General features: G+C 63.6%; 21 protein-coding genes. 13 read left to right on the top strand and 8 right to left on the bottom strand.

Translation table 11 applies throughout. The annotated features are described in order from the left end of the window. Positions 1-372 precede the first annotated feature (372 nt). Positions 373-1,632: a cyclopropane-fatty-acyl-phospholipid synthase family protein gene (locus Q0C23_RS05430; RefSeq protein WP_291511369.1), complete on the top strand. Its 1,260-nt coding sequence runs from the start codon at positions 373-375 to the stop codon at positions 1,630-1,632. Continuing rightward, a complete protein-coding gene (locus Q0C23_RS05425; RefSeq protein ID WP_291511368.1) occupies positions 1,629-2,309 on the top strand; it encodes a histidine phosphatase family protein in 681 nt (226 codons plus the stop codon). Before Q0C23_RS05430 ends, Q0C23_RS05425 begins: the two co-directional genes overlap by 4 nt. Here the strand turns inward: Q0C23_RS05425 and Q0C23_RS05420 are convergent. Continuing rightward, positions 2,306-2,743 (bottom strand): DUF2147 domain-containing protein, encoded by a 438-nt coding sequence (locus Q0C23_RS05420; protein ID WP_291511367.1) that lies wholly within the window; start codon positions 2,741-2,743, stop codon positions 2,306-2,308. The two genes, Q0C23_RS05425 and Q0C23_RS05420, sit on opposite strands and share 4 nt — an antisense overlap. Positions 2,744-2,844: 101 nt before the next feature. After that, the gene (locus Q0C23_RS05415; RefSeq protein ID WP_291511366.1) at positions 2,845-2,994 is read right to left on the bottom strand and encodes a hypothetical protein; all 150 of its coding nucleotides are present in this window, start codon (positions 2,992-2,994) and stop codon (positions 2,845-2,847) included. A gap of 138 nt (positions 2,995-3,132) precedes the next feature. Here Q0C23_RS05415 and Q0C23_RS05410 point away from each other — a divergent pair, with 138 nt between their 5' ends. Further along, complete coding sequence (locus Q0C23_RS05410; RefSeq protein WP_291511365.1) at positions 3,133-3,375, top strand: YMGG-like glycine zipper-containing protein; 243 nt, start codon at positions 3,133-3,135, stop codon at positions 3,373-3,375. A 62-nt stretch (positions 3,376-3,437) separates the two neighbouring features. Here the strand turns inward: Q0C23_RS05410 and fur are convergent, their stop codons facing one another. Then, complete coding sequence (gene fur, locus Q0C23_RS05405) at positions 3,438-3,938, bottom strand: ferric iron uptake transcriptional regulator (protein ID WP_367273184.1); 501 nt, start codon at positions 3,936-3,938, stop codon at positions 3,438-3,440. Positions 3,939-3,995: 57 nt separating this feature from the next. Between fur and Q0C23_RS05400 the strand changes: the two genes are divergently transcribed. After that, a complete protein-coding gene (locus tag Q0C23_RS05400; RefSeq protein ID WP_291511363.1) occupies positions 3,996-4,337 on the top strand; it encodes an outer membrane protein assembly factor BamE in 342 nt (113 codons plus the stop codon). A gap of 15 nt (positions 4,338-4,352) precedes the next feature. On the opposite strand, the gene Q0C23_RS05395 is transcribed toward Q0C23_RS05400, so the two are convergent. Together Q0C23_RS05395 and Q0C23_RS05390 are read right to left on the bottom strand one after the other, a co-directional pair. After that, on the bottom strand, positions 4,353-4,823 hold the full coding sequence (locus Q0C23_RS05395) for a type II toxin-antitoxin system RatA family toxin (RefSeq protein WP_291511362.1): 471 nt from the start codon (positions 4,821-4,823) through the stop codon (positions 4,353-4,355). An 11-nt stretch (positions 4,824-4,834) separates the two neighbouring features. Then, positions 4,835-5,998, bottom strand: a complete 1,164-nt coding sequence (locus Q0C23_RS05390; protein WP_291511361.1) for a phosphatidylserine/phosphatidylglycerophosphate/cardiolipin synthase family protein — start codon at positions 5,996-5,998, stop codon at positions 4,835-4,837. A 158-nt stretch (positions 5,999-6,156) separates the two neighbouring features. Between Q0C23_RS05390 and smpB the strand changes: the two genes are divergently transcribed. Genes smpB through Q0C23_RS05370 form a run of 4 tightly spaced genes read left to right on the top strand, consistent with a single transcriptional unit; the run spans position 6,157 to position 9,443 of the window. Then, on the top strand, positions 6,157-6,618 hold the full coding sequence (smpB, locus tag Q0C23_RS05385) for an SsrA-binding protein SmpB (RefSeq protein WP_291511360.1): 462 nt from the start codon (positions 6,157-6,159) through the stop codon (positions 6,616-6,618). Continuing rightward, on the top strand, positions 6,608-8,272 hold the full coding sequence (locus tag Q0C23_RS05380) for a glycosyltransferase family 39 protein (protein ID WP_291511359.1): 1,665 nt from the start codon (positions 6,608-6,610) through the stop codon (positions 8,270-8,272). The genes smpB and Q0C23_RS05380 overlap by 11 nt, the downstream gene beginning before the upstream one ends. Further along, a complete protein-coding gene (locus tag Q0C23_RS05375; RefSeq protein ID WP_291511358.1) occupies positions 8,269-8,895 on the top strand; it encodes a thioredoxin fold domain-containing protein in 627 nt (208 codons plus the stop codon). Before Q0C23_RS05380 ends, Q0C23_RS05375 begins: the two co-directional genes overlap by 4 nt. After that, positions 8,868-9,443, top strand: coding sequence for a disulfide bond formation protein B (locus Q0C23_RS05370; RefSeq protein WP_291511357.1), 576 nt, complete (start codon positions 8,868-8,870; stop codon positions 9,441-9,443). Before Q0C23_RS05375 ends, Q0C23_RS05370 begins: the two co-directional genes overlap by 28 nt. On the opposite strand, the gene Q0C23_RS05365 is transcribed toward Q0C23_RS05370, so the two are convergent. Both Q0C23_RS05365 and purE read right to left on the bottom strand, forming a co-directional pair. After that, complete coding sequence (locus Q0C23_RS05365) at positions 9,408-10,559, bottom strand: 5-(carboxyamino)imidazole ribonucleotide synthase (protein ID WP_291511356.1); 1,152 nt, start codon at positions 10,557-10,559, stop codon at positions 9,408-9,410. The two genes, Q0C23_RS05370 and Q0C23_RS05365, sit on opposite strands and share 36 nt — an antisense overlap. Then, positions 10,556-11,056, bottom strand: a complete 501-nt coding sequence (gene purE, locus Q0C23_RS05360; RefSeq protein ID WP_291511355.1) for a 5-(carboxyamino)imidazole ribonucleotide mutase — start codon at positions 11,054-11,056, stop codon at positions 10,556-10,558. The genes Q0C23_RS05365 and purE overlap by 4 nt, the downstream gene beginning before the upstream one ends. A gap of 47 nt (positions 11,057-11,103) precedes the next feature. Here purE and trmB point away from each other — a divergent pair, with 47 nt between their 5' ends. From trmB to Q0C23_RS05335, 5 genes are all read left to right on the top strand, one after another. Next, a complete protein-coding gene (trmB, locus tag Q0C23_RS05355; protein WP_291511354.1) occupies positions 11,104-11,811 on the top strand; it encodes a tRNA (guanosine(46)-N7)-methyltransferase TrmB in 708 nt (235 codons plus the stop codon). A 19-nt stretch (positions 11,812-11,830) separates the two neighbouring features. Beyond that, on the top strand, positions 11,831-12,511 hold the full coding sequence (locus Q0C23_RS05350) for a Crp/Fnr family transcriptional regulator (RefSeq protein WP_291511353.1): 681 nt from the start codon (positions 11,831-11,833) through the stop codon (positions 12,509-12,511). A gap of 124 nt (positions 12,512-12,635) precedes the next feature. Further along, on the top strand, positions 12,636-13,343 hold the full coding sequence (locus Q0C23_RS05345) for an MBL fold metallo-hydrolase (protein WP_291511352.1): 708 nt from the start codon (positions 12,636-12,638) through the stop codon (positions 13,341-13,343). Next, positions 13,336-13,845 carry a hypothetical protein gene (locus tag Q0C23_RS05340; RefSeq protein ID WP_291511351.1) on the top strand — a complete coding sequence of 170 codons (510 nt, stop codon included), beginning with the start codon at positions 13,336-13,338 and terminating at the stop codon, positions 13,843-13,845. Before Q0C23_RS05345 ends, Q0C23_RS05340 begins: the two co-directional genes overlap by 8 nt. Before the next feature lie 132 nt (positions 13,846-13,977). Further along, the gene (locus Q0C23_RS05335) at positions 13,978-15,111 is read left to right on the top strand and encodes an FAD-dependent oxidoreductase (RefSeq protein ID WP_291511350.1); all 1,134 of its coding nucleotides are present in this window, start codon (positions 13,978-13,980) and stop codon (positions 15,109-15,111) included. Between the two features lie 88 nt (positions 15,112-15,199). Here Q0C23_RS05335 and Q0C23_RS05330 read toward each other — a convergent pair. Further along, the coding region (locus tag Q0C23_RS05330) for a glycosyltransferase (RefSeq protein ID WP_291511349.1) at positions 15,200-16,062 on the bottom strand (863 nt) is incomplete at its 5' end.

The raw sequence follows: 16,062 nt of genomic DNA, 5'->3' as shown, positions 1-16,062 counted from the left end.
ATCCCGATCCAAGGGGACGCCTGCCGCGCAGTCCGGAGGAAAGGCTTCTCAGGTGCGGTTTTTTCATTTCCCGCTCCCCGTGGCCGCTTCGATGTTGCTCTGGTGCGTGCTGTACGAGCCTATTTCCGCAGAACCTCGCCTGGGGAACCTGCGCCGCTGCCGTGGCTCCTGGTACGGATTCCCAGTGCCCTCATGCGCTGCGCAAGAACGCGAGCCTAGACCCGGAGCGTGATCGATGGCTCGCTATCCCTGCGGGCTGGAAGACTCAGGCCGACGGCGACGACCGCACTCTTCTCCTTGCTCATGGTCTAGACTAAAGAGGTGTTGTATCCACCAGACGACAGACTTTGTTATCCAACAAGGAGGCCAACGGTGAAAGACCTACGTTCTCATTTTCTCGACCACATCAAAAAAGGTCTGGGCGGACGGCCCTTAGCCCTGAAGATCCGCTTCTGGGACGGCTACGAGTACAGCTTTGCAGATCCGGCGGCGGTGGTCATAGAGCTGCGCACGTCTCAACTGGTATCCCGCCTGCTCATGGGTAGTGCCCTGGACGTGCTGGGCGAGGCCTACGTCGAGGGCGAGGTGGGTCTCGAAGGTCGCTATCAGGATATCCTCGCTGTGGCGGAAGGTCTGAACCGAGCCTTTCCCAAGAAGAAAGAGGGCAATCGCCCGCGCTGGTTCGGGCGCAGGGCCCACAGCAAGGAGAAGGATGCCGAGTCCATCCAGTACCATTACGACGTTTCCAACGACTTCTATCGCCTATGGCTCGACCGCAACATGGCTTACTCCTGCGCCTATTTCAAAACGGGGAAGGAAGACATCGACCTCGCTCAGGAGCAGAAATTCGCGCACATCTGCCGCAAGCTGCACCTGCAGCCCGGCGAAAAGCTGCTGGATATCGGCTGCGGCTGGGGCGGCCTGCTGGCCTGGGCAGCCCAGCATCACGATATCCAGGGTGTAGGCGTGACTCTGAGCGAGGCCCAGTATCATTACGCCAAGGAACGCATGGAGCGGGAGGGTCTGGCAGATCGCGTCGAGATCCGTCTGCAGGACTACCGCGACATTCCCGAACGGGACCATTTCGACAAGGTGGTTTCCGTGGGTATGTTCGAGCACGTGGGCCGACAGCACCTCAGCGAATATTTCGGCGTTATCCGCCGGGTGCTGAAGGAAGGCGGTTGGGTGCTCAATCACGGCATCACGGCCAGCCAGCAGGACGATGAGGGTGGCCACCATTCCGGCAGCGACTTCATCGACAAGTACGTATTTCCGGACGGCGAGATACCGCACCTCTGGCGGGTGGTGCACGAGATGGCGGGGCAGGATCTGGAGGTACTGGACGTGGAGAATCTCCGTCCCCATTACGCCCAGACGCTGATTCACTGGGTCCGCCGCCTGGAGGCTCACAAGGACGAGGCCGTCGCCTTGGTGGGCGACAAACGCTATCGCATCTGGGCCATCTACATGGCCGGCTGTGCCTATGGCTTCTGGCGCAACTGGTCAGCCCTGCACCAGGTGCTGGCGGTAAAGCAGACAGGCGAGGAGCTCACCCCGCGACCCTGGGAGCGCCGCTACCAATATGCGGACGAGAGCTTCCGTCTGGCTGAGCCCGACTGGGGTGATCTTTGACGACGGGACTGCGCACCATTACCTTGGTGCGTCACGGTATGACGGAATGGGCCGCCGCAGGTCGCCACACTTCCGTTACCGATATCGGGCTTACGCCCACCGGGCGGGACGAGGCCATGGCGCTGTGGCACTTCTTTCGCGACCGCGGGCACGTCTACGATGGCATCTACACGAGTCCCCTCAAGCGGGCGCGCCACACCGCCATCCTCGCCGGATTCACCGATGCCGAAACTCAGGACGCACTACGGGAATGGCACTATGGGCGCTACGAGGGCAAGACCAGCGCGGAGATCCACGAGGAATGGCCACAGTGGACCATCTTTCGTTGCGGTGCGCCGGAGGGTGAAAGCCGGGAAGCAGTGCAAAGACGCTGCCATCAAGTCCTGACAGATTGGCAGGAGCGCGGGCACGAACACGTCTTGTGCTTCGCGCACGGCCATATCCTGCGAGCCCTGGCCTGCTGCTGGATGGACCTCGACATCGCCTTTGGCGACCACCTGCACCTGGATGCCGGCAGCATCTCTTGCCTGGGTTATGAACACGCGTCGCCGGCTCTGCTCTTCTGGAACCTGCGTCCGCACTTCTGCCACGGCCAGGATGGTGTCGCGGCAAACTTGCGCAGCGACGGGTCGAAAGGATCATCCTCCCGGCAGCCGCCACAGGTGGCGATGGGCTAACCCCGGTCAGACGAGCCCTTTTCCTCGGGCAGGGAGCAGGAACGAGAGGCCACGCGCCGCCACTGAGTGGATCCCCCGAGCCAGGAGAATCCGAGGTAACCGTAGACTTTCAGGCGATCTTGACTCTCCAAGGTGAGTCGTCCCTGAAAATGCTGGCCGTTGCGCGGGTCGAAGATACGTCCATAACGGTAGACACCCGGGTGATCGGGCGCCGCGGCAAATCCCGACAGAATGATCGGCTGGTGACGCGCCCGGGCCATCGCCACGGAAGCGCTGGCACTGGGCAGGCTGATGCCATCGAAGAGACCGTGAAACCGGTAGATGCGGATGTAGGCCTCCCCGTGGCTGGTCGCCCAAACACCGCAGATGCTTGCGTCGCTCGCCCACGCCGGAAGGGCCGAGAGACCCGCGCCCATGCTGAGCAGGAGAGCCAACAGAAGGCGCCGTGACCAGCCTTCACGGCGCCGCAAGGGGTGCGCACGACCGTTTCGGCCTTCACTCCCCAAACGGCTTCGAAGCAGCGCGAAGACCTGTATCAGTGCCCGCCCTTTGCCGAAGCCACGGAGCGACTGCCCGCCGGAGTATTGTAGTAGACCACGGAACCGGCAGCGCTGGCGGCCATGAGGGGAAGACAACCGCTGAGACTGAGACTGAGTAGGCCCAAGCCCGTGAGCCGACAGGTCAACGTTGCAATTTTTCGACATTTTATGGCAATCCTGCTACAATCATTGGGAGGAGTGGGGCGAGGGGCGAGTCGCCACCACTGTGCGCCCTGCCCTTTGCCAGACTCTGAGCCTTTGACCTTTTTCAGGAGGTGGGTTCCATGAATGCGAAAACCTTTTCTCTGCGAAGCCTTGCCTATGCGGGCATACTCAGTCTGGGTCTGGTGGGTCTGTCGGGCTGCGCCCACATGAGCCCGACCCAGCAGCGGGTGGTCAGCGGCGGTGCCATCGGTGCCGCCGGTGGTGCCGCTCTGGGCGCCGTCACGGGCGGCAGTCCGGCAGTGGGAGCCGCCGTTGGCGGCGTTGCTGGCGGTGCGGCCGGGGCCTTGATGAGCAACCACTGACAGAACCTGGGCCGTGCCGTCGGTCCGCGTCGCCCTGAGGCCTTCGGGGTGTACGCGGGCCTTCACGATTTTGCCGGTTGACCCGGCCCCTCACCCTCGGATCGCGTGTCGGTCGTGCCATCTTCGGGGAGAGAACAGACACCTTCTTTCTGCATGCCGACGCAAGTTCCATACAGATAGAGGCTGTGGTCCGACAGGTGAAAACCGCGCGCGCTGGCGATGGCCTGCTGGCGCGCCTCCAGCATCTCGTCGAAGAACTCCAGCACCTTACCGCAGGCAGTACAGACCATGTGATCGTGATGACCACTCTCGTTCAGCTCAAAGACCGCGCGATCGCCCTCGAAGTGGTGCCGGCGCACGAGTCCCGCCATCTCGAACTGGGTCATGACCCGGTAGACGGTGGCGAGACCGACTTCTTCGTCGGCGTCCAGGAGCTGGCGATAGACCTCCTCGGCCGTAAGGTGGCGACTCTCGCTGTTCTCGAGGATCTGCAGGATCCGGAGCCGAGGGAGGGTAGCCTTGAGGCCAGCCCTTTTCAATTCATCGCTGTGCATGAAACTCATGGCCAAAGTGTGATCTATTGGTTAGCATAGAGAACCCTACTCACCAAGACAAGGACCATGCGTAGCCTCTTTCGTCTCGTCATCCTCATCGCTTTCGGCGCCTTCCTGCTCGATGCCTGCAGCATCTATCGGGTGGCGGTTCAGCAGGGCAACGTCATCACCCAGAAAGAGCTGGCCAAGGTGCATCCGGGCATGGACAAGCTCGAGGTACGCACCGCTCTCGGTTCTCCCATGCTCCAGGATCCCTGGCATCCCGATCAGTGGACCTACGTCTACAGCTACAAACCGGCCTATGGCCGCACCGAAGTCCGGCAGATCGAGCTACATTTCAAGGACGATCGCCTGGAGAGCATCAGCGGTGACGTCAAGGCAAAGGACATGGGAGTCCCCAAAAGCTGATGGAGTAGCGGCGGGCTAGGATCGGGATGGCGAAGAGCTGATCTTGCCGAGATTGGGTTGCCCGTAAACGATGCGAGCCCGCTGCGCGAAGCGCTGCACCATGGTCTCCGCAGCCTGCTTGAAGATGGGTTCGAGGAAGGCGCCCACCAGGCGTGAAGCAAACTCGAAGCGCATATCCAGGGTCACCAGCGTACCTCCTTCCTGTGGCTCCAGCTGCCACAGGCCCTCGAGAAAGCGGAAGGGGCCGCTGACGAGACGCACTTCGGCCAGCTTCGGCCGCTGATAGCGGTTGCGAGTAGAAAAGGATTTACCGAAGGCGCCGTGGGAGATACTGATTTCCGCCACGACCTCGTCTTCCTTGCGCTCGAGGATGCGGGTGCTGCCACACCAGGGCAGGAACTTGGGATAGGCCTGGACGTCCTCGATCAAGGCGAATATCTGACTGGCACTGTACGGCAGTACGGCCGTCTTGCGAATGTGATGCATAAGGGTCCTCGTCAATAACGGCGCGCACCCATGGCACGCGCCTGCACCCAGCCATCGATCCACGCCAGGATGCCCTCCAGGGGACGACGCCACCAAGGGCGGCGCGCCCAGCCGTCCAGAACGATTTCATGGGCGCGGGCAAATTCGCGCAGGAACAGGGTGCGCAACAACAGATTCGGCACGGCACCGCGGAGTTCCATATTGAGCTCTCGGTTGAACCACAGACTCAAGAAGTCGAGGTTGGCCGAACCCACACTGGCCCAGAGTCCATCCACCTGAACGTATTTGCCGTGCAGGAAACAGCCCTCATATTCGTATACGCGAATACCGTGTCTCAGCAATTTCTGATAATACGCCTGAATACCGAAGCGCAAAAGTGGATGATCCGTTATCCGTCCCGCCAACAGCACGCGCACGTCGACGCCGCGACGCACCGCCGCATAGAGCAGGGAGAGCACCCTGGGATCGGGGTTGAAGTAGGGGGTTGCTATCCACAGACTCTGCTGCGCGCGCTTGAAGGCCGCCATATAGCGGCGCCGCACATTCATCCGGCGCGGCGGATTCCCGGCCAGGAGGCGCGCTTCACCCCAGGGACTGGCCGCCGCCGGCGGGGAGACCGCTGCGGCCGGGAGATCGCTATCGAGCCCGAGAGCAAAGAGCGACCGTCCGCGTCCGGCAATGGCTCCCATCCCGGCCAGAAGTACGTCGCGGTAGGGGCGATTGCCCGGATGTCCGGACAACCAGGCATCGCTGATGGCAAAGCCGCCTACGGCGAGGCAGCGCCCGTCCACCAGTACCAGACGCCGATGCGTGCGTCGCAGGCGACCCTCCAGGCCGCGCAGAGAAAGACGATGGTACCAGTGCAGATGCGCTCCCGCCGCCTCCAGCTCGCGCGCCCAGCGCGCCGGGAACTCGCGGCTGCCAAGTGCGTCCAGAGTCAGGTAGACGCGCACGCCGGCGCGTGCCTGCTGCACGAGAATGCGAAAGATCCGCTCCGGCCAGGCTCCGGCCTGGAAGATGTAGTTCTCCAGCAGGATTTCGTGCCGGGCGCGAGCCAAGGTGTCTTCCAACCAGACGGCGATATGCTCCATTTCCGTGAGCAGGGTCAGGTCGCTCAGGGGCAGCCAAGGCGGCAGGGGCCAGAGCCGGCGAGTGCTGAGGCGGTGCTTGGACATGAGATCTCCGGGCTTGTACCGTGCCATCCTAACCAAAGTGCCGGAGCCTGGGCAGCCCTGATCCCGATCTCCCATGCCAGCCGATGTCCGAGGATCGACACCGGCGCTACGCGGGGGGATTTTTTTGGTTACAATGCGCCCTTGCAAGGGAGATGCCCATGAGCAGCACCATCGCCCTCAACCGTGAGGCGAAACACGAGTATTTCATCGAAGAGCGTTTCGAGGCGGGTATCGCCCTGGAAGGCTGGGAGGTGAAGTCCCTGCGGGCCGGACGCCTGAACCTCAAGGACAGTTATGTGGTCGTGAAGCAGGGTGAGCTCTGGTTGCTCGGGGCGCACATCAGTCCCTTGCCGACGGCCAGCACCCACATCCACCCGGACCCTACGCGCACGCGCAAGCTTCTCATGCACCGCCTGGAGATCAATCGCCTCATCGGTGCCATCGAACGCAAGGGCTACACCGTCGTACCCCTGGCCATGTACTGGAAGGCGGGACGCGCGAAGCTCGAGATTGCGCTGGTCAAGGGCAAGCAGGCCCACGACAAGCGCGCCAGCATCAAGGAGCGGGAGTGGCAACGCGACAAGGCGCGGATCCTGAAAGGGGGTGCCCGTGAACTCTGAGCGTCGAGATCGGCGCTTCCACTTCCAAGCGCTACTCGTCTTTCTCTTTGCCTTCTGGCTGCTGGCCTTTCACACGGGAGACGCCAGCCTCTGGGACATCGACGAACCCAACAATGCCCAGTCGCTGAAGGAAATGATCGCGCACCACAATTTTGTGGTGCCCACCTTCAACGGTCACCTGCGTCCCGACAAACCCATTCTCAACTATTGGCTCATGGATGTAGGTGTGCGTCTGTTGGGCATGAATTCCTGGGGGCTGCGCATGGGCTCGGTGGCTCTGGGAGCGCTGCTGGTGCTTTATCTCATGCTGTCCTTGCGGACTTTCCTGGGCGATCGACCAGCACTCCTCACTGGTCTGTTCACGGCCACGGCTTTGCACAGCCAGATCATCTTCCGCGCTGCCGTGCCCGACCCGCTGCTCATTTTTTTCGTTACGGTGAGTCTCCTGTCCTGGCTGCACGGTTATCTGCAGAGCGAACACCGCCGCGCCCACTACCTGATCGCCTACGCGGCCATGGGTTTTGGCACACTGGCCAAAGGGCCCATCGCCTTTCTCCTGCCCGGTCTCATCATCACCGTTTTCCTCTTGCTGCGGCGCGATCTGCCCCACCTCTGGCGGGAAGGCAGACTGGCCCTCGGCGTGCCGCTTTTTCTGATCATCACCCTGCCCTGGTATCTGGCGGTGGGCATCGCCACCCACTGGGCCTGGGATCTGCGCTTCATCGATCATCAGAATATTGGACGTTACACGGCCGCCATGCAGGGACATCGCGGTCCCCCTTATTACTATCTGCTGACGACCTTTCTCGGTCTCCTGCCCTGGTCCGTCTTCCTGCCTCAGACCCTGGCGGAGGGCTGGCGGTCGCGGCGGGGGATGCTCTTCGAACGACCGGTCCAGAGCTTTCTCTGGCTCTGGGCGGGCCTGTGGATTGCTTTTTTCAGCCTCGGCGCCACCAAGCTGCCCAACTACGTCTGGGAGGCCTACCCACCGCTATTGGCGCTGCTGGCTTGGCGCTTCCACGGGGCATTGAGCGGTGACCGGCCCTTCGGGCGCACAGGGTTGCTTGCTTCCCTCGCTCTGCTGGCGGTGGTGGGCCTCGCCTTGGTGGGTCTGGGTGCCTGGCTGGTACCCCAGGATATCCCGCCCTTGGGTTCCGTGGCCTATCTGGGCTTTCCCTATCTGCTGGGGGCGCTGCTGGCGCTGGTTTTTGTGCAGGGACGCAAGCTTTGGGGCGTCATCGGCAGTCTCGGGGCGGCCGCTGTGGGGCTCACCCTGTGTCTCACTCTCCTGGCCATGCCCGCTCTGGACGCCCTGAAGCCCTCGGTCACCATGGGTTATCTCGTGCGTCATCTGGAGGGCTCCAGACCCTACAGCCTTGCCACCTGGCGCTGGTGGGAACCGAGCTTCCTCTTTTACGCCGGGCGCGGCGCCATGACTTGCGCACAGCTGGACGCTCCTCGGGCGCAGATACCGAGGCTACTTGCACAGAATCCGGGACCGCTTTTTCTGGTGACACCACAGCAGGATCTGTCGACATTGCGGCAAGAGCTGCCGAGGACCCTTCGGATCCAGGAACTTTATACCGCTTACGAACTCTATAGCCGCCAAAATATCAGCCTGCTGCGTATCCATGAGGAAAAGACTCAACCGTGAAAACCTACTTCCCTAATCTGCATCGCACCTGGGTTTACGCCCTTTTGACCCTGTGCCTGTTGTGCGGGCCGACTCTGAGCTCGGCCGCTGCGGCGGCGCCTGGCGACGAGGATCTGAACTTCTGGCAGGCCCTGGAGCACACCCACTATATAGCCGAGGGCAGTCGCGGTCCGGTGGTGTATCTCTTCATGGATCCCAACTGTCCCTATTGCCACGAGCTCTTCTCCTGGCTGCAGAATCCCGTCAGCGCGGGGCAGATGCGCCTGCGGTTAATCCTGGTGGGTTATCTGATACCCGGTAACAGCGCCGCCAAGGCCGCTTCCATCCTGGCTGCGAAGGACCCGCTGCGGGCATTGAAAGCCAATGAGGATGGCTTTAGAGTGCGAGACGGACGACCGGAGGGGGCCGCACCCTTGGCAGACGCTTCGACTCTGGCCAAGATGCGCCCCATTCTCGAGCGAAACTACCGTTTTCTTCAGGGCAAACAATCCCTGCTGCCGGGTTCGGCACCCGAGGGTTCCGCGACCGTGCCGTTCTTGGTCTACCGTGAAAAGGGGGCAGTCCACTATGTCGTCGGTCTACCCAATAATGCGCAATGGAAGGCCTTGACCGGGTCACGCTGAGGGGCCGAGCTCCGGCGGCGGTAGCCATCGCCGTCGCGGCGACCGCGGCCGCCGCCCTCGGGCTCATGCTCTGGCTGCAGTTCCATCGCGGTCTGCTGCCCTGCAGTCTGTGTATCTACCAGCGCCTGGCCATCGTGCTGCTGATCGTCCTCGTGCTGCTTGGCCTTTGGGGATCTGCGCCCTGGCGTCGCGCCAGCTGGTCCGGTGCGGTATTGGCGAGCCTCGCGGGTGCAGGGCTGGCAGGCTGGCAGTGGCATCTGGCGGCAGCCGCCGCGAGCCGGGTACGGGCCTGTACCGCGGTACAGCTGCTGCCGGAATCCAGCTTTGCGCCGGGAACCTTGGCGGGCTCTCTCGCCGCCGCCTTGGCAGGCAAGGGCTCCTGCGCCGTGGCTGGCCAGGCGCGCTGGCTGGGCTGGCCCATCACCCATTGGAGCCTGCTTTTTTTTCTGCTGTCGGCGCTGCTCATTGCCTGGGCGCTGTGGAGCCGTTCCCGGACTCTCGCCGGTAAAACCTCAGGGAACGGGGCCCAATGGCGGCAGCTCCGGTAGACTCAGGCGACGCCGCAGGGCGGCAAGGGTCGCGGCTGCGGCATCCAGGCTCTCGGGAAGGATCGTCAGGTGCCCCATCTTGCGCCGAGAGCGGGCTTGCGCCTTACCATAAAGCCATAGCTTGACCTGCGGGTGCTCCAGTACACCGGCCCAATCGGGCTCTCCGGGTATCCAGAGATCTCCCAGCAGATTCATCATAGCCACCGGACTGAGCAGGCGGGTATCCCCCAGCGGTAAACCGCAAAGGCAGCGCAGCTGCTGGTCGAACTGGCTCTGCAGACTGGCATCGAGGCTGAAATGACCGCTGTTGTGTGGTCGAGGTGCCAGCTCGTTGACCAGCACCTGCCCGCGGTCATCGACGAAGAATTCCACGGCCAGGACACCGATGTAATCCAGAGCCTCGGCAATCCGCAGGGCCATGTGTCGGGCCTCCAGCTCCAGGGTGGTGGGGGCTGCGGGGCTGACCAGGGTGACGTCCAGGATACCATCGCGGTGGTAGTTGCGTGCCGCCGGGTAAAACACCACCATCCCGTCCTCTCCCCGGGCCAGCAGGATGGAGAACTCGGCGACCAGGGCGAGACGCGCTTCGAGCACCGCATCCACCCCCGCCAGAGCCTGCCAGGCGCGCGCCAGATCCTCGGCTCGCGCCACGGTCTCCTGTCCTTTGCCGTCGTAGCCCCAGCGCGCCGTCTTGAGAAGCGCAGGAAAAGAGAAATCGTCCACGAGGGCCGGCACAGGACTGCCGGCATCCAGCACGACGAAGGGCGCGACGGGAAGATCGAGATCGCGCAGAAAGGATTTTTCCAGGCGGCGGTCCTGGGCGATGCGCACCGCTTCCGGCCCCGGGCGCATCCACGGGGCGCAGTGGGCAAGGGTCGCCGCGGGAATGTTTTCCGACTCCACCGTGAGAGCGGCGACGCCCTCGGTGAGTTCCGCAAGCGCCACCGGATCGTCCAGGGGCGCGCAGAGGTGGCGCGCTGCCGTGCGAGCCGCAGGACAGCGGGGATCCGGATCCAGCACCCAGACGGGGTAGCCGTGCCGCTGCGCCGCCAGGGTGAAGAACATGCCGAGCTGCCCACCGCCCAGCACGCCCAGGCTCTGACCGGTAGGGATCATGGCATCGCCGACGGCGGCAAGGTGGTGGCCAGAACCGCGCTTTCCTGCTGGCGACGGAAATCCGCCAAGGCGCGGGCAATGGTGGGATGAACCGGGGCCAACAGAGCCGCCGCAAAGAGGGCCGCATTGGCGGCACCGGCACGACCGATGGCAAAGGTGGCCACGGGCACGCCTTTGGGCATCTGCACGATGGACAGCAGAGAATCCAAGCCCTGCAGGTGGCGCGAGGCGACGGGCACCCCCAGCACCGGTACCAGGGTCTTGGCGGCGAGCATGCCCGGCAGGTGCGCCGCGCCGCCGGCTCCGGCGATGATGGCGGCGAGACCACGCTGCGCCGCCGTTTCGGCATACTGGAACAGCAGATCCGGGGTTCGGTGCGCGGAAACCACCCGTGCCTCGTAGGGGATAGCCAAAGCATCCAGCTGCTCGGCGGCCGCCTGCAGGGTGTCCCAGTCGCTTTGGCTGCCCATGACCAAACCCAGCAGGGGGGATTGCATGCCTGCCTCCTTTAGGCCTTTTTCCCAAACCCGCTATAATGCCCTGCATGTCTGATTCTCTCAAGCCAAACTCCTCGCAGTCCGGGCCGGATCGCCGCCCCGTGCGCAGCTTCGTGCTGCGCCAAGGACGTTTTACCCAAGCGCAGCGACGAGCGATGACGGAGCTCCTGCCGCGCTGGGCCATCGCGCCGCGGGAGCCTTGGACCTCACCCTGGACGGATGGGCGTCCCCTTGCCCTGGAGATCGGGTTCGGCAATGGCGAGCACCTCGCCCATTTTGCTGCACGGCATCCGGATTGGGGCTGCATTGGCGCCGAGGTGCACGCTCCGGGTGTCGGCGCTCTGCTCCAGCGGCTGGAGACAGAGGGCATCGACAACGTGCGAGTGCTTCACGGCGATGCCATGGCCTGGCTCGCAACCCTGCCGGCAGGAGTGTTTGCACTTATCGTCATTCAGTTTCCGGATCCCTGGCCAAAGAAGCGGCACCACAAGCGTCGTCTGCTGCAGCCGGAGTCGGCCCGTCAGCTTGCGGCTCTGTTGCGTGTCGGCGGCGAGCTGCAGTTTGCCACGGACTGGGAGCCTTACGCAGAGCACGCGCTGGCCGTCCTCTCGGCCACCGACAGTCTCGATAACCTCGATCCCGACGGCGCCTTCAGCCCGCCGCCGGAGAATCGCATTCCCACGCGCTTCGAGCGTCGGGGAGAAGCACTGGGACACCGAGTCTTCGACCTGCGTTTTCGTAAGCGTTCGGACTGAGCTGGTGGCCGAAGGAGCGTTGAAAAAGTCCGACTGTTTGCACTGCGCGATGCGCGAGCGCAGCATCTTCGCGGGCTTGAGCGGAGAAGAGTTGTGCGCCCTGGGCATGGATGTGGTGGATCTGGAGCTTGGGGCGGGCACCACCATCTACCACGAGGGCGAGGACGCCTGCTGCGCCTACACCCTGCGCGAGGGCGCCGTGAAGCTGGTCAAATCCCTCGCCGATGGGCGCGCCCAGATCGTCCGCCTGCTCCACCACGGAGACCTGTTCGGCTTCGAGGGACTGCACCGGCAACGCCACCAGCACACGGCCATCGCTCTGTCCACGGTCAAGCTCTGCCGCCTCGATCTGCGCGAGCTCGACCAGTTGTCCCAACGCCTACCGGTGGTGCGGGAGGCCATCTTCCGGCGCTGGCAGCGGGCACTGGAAGAAGCGGAGAGTCGTATCGTCGATCTCGGCGCGCGCCGGGCGGAAGCACGTCTGGCCACTTTCCTGCTGCAATGGGCGGAGGCCTACCCACAGCACCGCAGTCTTCCCTTTCCCCTTACTCGTCAAGACCTCGGCGAGTTTCTCGGACTCAGCACCGAGCATGTGAGCCGGATCATGGCGGATTTCAAACGGCGCGGCTGGTTGCGGGAATCTCGGGGCACGCTGGAAATCCTGATGCCGCAAGCCCTGCGCGAGGATAGCGCCTCCTGACGGGTTCACCTTCGGGAATACCCGACAAAATCGATCTACTTTGACAAATATCAATGCATGGGATCGCCGCTCGGGCTAGGCTATCCAAGTAATGGAAGCCACGGAACCGAAAGGAGACGTCATCATGTTTTTCAAGCAGCTTTTCGACAAGGAGAGCAGCACCTATACCTATATCCTGGGAGATCTGACCTGGCGCGAGGCCGTGGTCATCGATGCCGTGAAGGGCCACAGCGACGAGATCCTGCGCATTCTGCGGGAACACGACCTGACCCTGCGCTATGCCCTGGAGACACACGTACACGCCGACCACGTCAGTGCCGCCGGCGATCTGCGCGCCACCACCCGTGCCGAAGTCGTCATCAGCGCTGCAGCAGGGGCCGACTGTGCCGATCGCAAGGTGGAAGATGGGGATTTCCTGGTCCTGGGGGACGATGTCATCCGGGTGCTGGCGACACCGGGTCACACGCCCGGTTGTGTGAGCTATCGCTGGCATGACCGAGTCTTCACGGGCGATGCCTTGCTCATCGGTGGCTGCGGACGGACCGACTTCCAGGGCGGCGATGCTGGCACGCTCTACGACAGTGTCACCCAGAAACTCTTTACCTTGCCCGAGGAAACGCTGATCTATCCCGGGCACGATTATCACGGACGCTGGGTCAGCTGTATTGCCGAGGAAAAGCGCAGCAACCCACGTCTGGCCGGCAAATCGCGGGAAGCGTTCATCGAGCTCATGAGCCAGCTGGACCTGGCGCAACCCAAACATATCCACATCGCGGTCCCTGCCAATGAGCGCTGCGGCCGCGAAGACATCGGGAGAGAACATCATGTCTGAATCCATCCATAACCCGACCTTTCCAGAGGATCGTCGCGGCGGCGGGCGCGGCCGCGGCATGGCTCTGGGCGGTACCAAGCAAGCGCGTCATCGGCACGACCAGGACGTCTTCCACCGCCTGTTGGCCTTACACGCAGATATCCGACGGGAGCTGCATCTGACGGAGTCGGGCATACGCAGCCTGACCACCTCCGAGAATCCCGAAGTGGTCAGCCTGCTCCACGACCACGTGCCGAGCATGCACCAGCGACTCCAGGAGAATTTCGGCCTGCGTTTCTGGGACCCCGCCTTTGCCGAGCTCTTCGCCCAGCACGACAAGGTGCAGATGGAGGTTACCCTTTTGCCCAATGGGGTCCTGGTGGAGGAGCGCAGCGACGACCCCAACGTCGCTCGCCTCATTCAGGGCCACGGTCAGATCGTCAGCCTCTTTTCGGCGCGGGGCTTTGCTCAGGCGCAGGAGGCAAGCCCTCTGCCCGAGGATTATCGACCCGTGCTGGTGTAGAACCTCGCTGGGGACGACTCCGGTGCGTAACTCGAGCTCCGGTACACACGGTAGCGCAAGTGCGAAGGCCGACCCGAGTATGGGTGGCTTTCGCGCATCGGCTTGGATCATAGGCTCATCAGGAGACAGAACATGACCAGAATCACGATACTTGGCGCTGGCTTCGGCGCCCTCACTGCCATCCGTCACCTACGTCGGCAACTACCGGATGCCGAGATCCACGTGCTCGCTCCGCATGCAGAATTCGTCTATTACCCGAGCCTCATCTGGGTGCCCACGGGCCTGCGTCAGGGTTCTGAACTGCGCATCGACCTGAATCGCTTTTTTAGTCGCAATCATATCCATTTCCACTCCGGGCGGGTGACGGCCATAGAGGCGCAGGGGCGCCGGGTACGCAGCGATCAGGGCGAGGAGATCGACAACGATGTCCTCCTCATTGCCACCGGCGGACGATCTCTCCGCAAGCTGCCGGGGATCGAGCATGGGCTGGCCATCTGCGACGGCATCGAGGCGGCGGAGCAGATTCGCGACCGCCTGGCACTCCTGGAAGCGGGCGACATCGCTTTTGGGTTTGCCGGCAACCCGGCTGAGCCAGGGGCCGTGCGCGGAGGGCCCATCTTTGAGCTGCTCTTTGGCATCGATACCTGGCTGCGCCGACGCGGGCGACGCGAGAAGGTTCGCCTGCATTTCTTCAATCCCATGCACGAGCCCGGCAATCGGCTGGGCTCGGCGGCGGTAGCGGGTCTGCTGGGGGAGATGGAGCGTCGAGGTATACAGACCCACCTGGGTAACAAGATCCTTGCCTTCCACGACCATGCGGTAGAAACGGAAGGGGAACGCATCCCTGCCGACCTCATTCTCTTCATGCCGGGCATGACCGGACCGGAGTTCGCCCTGCCCAGCGGCCTGCCCGTGTCGCCCGGCGGCTTCATCCAGGCCGATGGGCATTGCGCCGTCCCAGACTTCCCCGGCGTCTATGTCGTAGGCGACGCCGGCGCCTACGCGGGCAGTCCGGATTGGTTGCCCAAACAGGGTCATGCCGCGGATCTGCAGGCGGAAACGGCGGCGCACAATATCGTCCGTTTCCTGCGCGGTGAAGCGCCGGACAAACGCTTCAAGAACGAGCTGGTCTGCATTGTCGACGGTATCGACAACGCTTTCATGGTCTATCGCAGCCCGGAACAGGCGCGGGTCATCCCAAGCCCCTTGTGGCACCTGGCCAAGCGCGCCTTCGAGTGGCGCTATCTGCTGCACTATCGCGCCTAGTACGTTTTACGACATCGTCGCGGCAGCGGGTGTCCTGCGGGCGGGGCTCGCTCCGTTCCGGGAGGCGGCTGTATGGGGCACTGCCGTTTCAGGAGTAGTGCCGCCCTTTCCAGGCGCCGCCCCGGCCCAGATAGTGGCGGCGACCGGAGTCGGCCGTCATGAGGGTGTAGAGCCAGGCGGCGGGGAAGAGGCTCACGCCCCACCACCAGGGCAGCGCATAGAAACGCAGCATTGGCAGGTACATGCGCCAGGCCAGCAAGAGCGCGGCCAGGGCGGGCAACCACAGCCACCAGACCTGGACCACGACGCCGTAGACAAGGGCCAGCAGTGGCCAGAGGTAGAGGAAGATCATCCCCGATACCGCCAGCAGCAGGCGGCTGGGTTTCTGCTCCAGCTGCACGTAGGCCGAACGCGCCACCATGGACCAGATCTCGCCCAGACGGGGATAGGCGCGCAGGCTGCGACTGTCGTGGGTGAGCCCGAGCCAGATGGGGCCGAGGGGCTTGAGCAGACCTGCCAGGGTGCAGTCGTCGATGAGGGCAGCCCGCATGCGTGCGAGCCCACCGGCACGCTCCAAGGCGTCGCGGCGCAGCAACATGCAGCCGCCGGCAGCACCGGCCAGGGGCCGACCTGGATCGTTGACCCAGGCAAAGGGGTAGAGCTTCTGGAAGAAGAAAACAAAGGCCGGGATCAACAGGCGCTCCCAGAAACTCCGGCAGGACAGCTCCACCATCAGCGAAACCAGTACCCGCTGTTCCCCCTCGGCCTTGGCCACCAGACGGCGCAGCACCGTCTCCCCATGCTGGATGTCGGCGTCCGTGAACCAGAGCCAGGGCACCTCGCCTGCGGCCGCCACCCCTTGGGACTGGGCCCAGACCTTGCCGGCCCAGCCCGCGGGCAGATCGCGACCGCGCAACACGTTCAGGCGCTGGGCCGCACCCGCTGCGGCCG

Origin of the sequence: Acidithiobacillus sp. (genome assembly GCF_023256195.1) — a bacterium.
Lineage (GTDB): Bacteria > Pseudomonadota > Gammaproteobacteria > Acidithiobacillales > Acidithiobacillaceae > Acidithiobacillus_A.
Note: the sequence above shows the minus strand (reverse complement) of the source record. Positions and strands in the feature narration are given on the sequence as shown.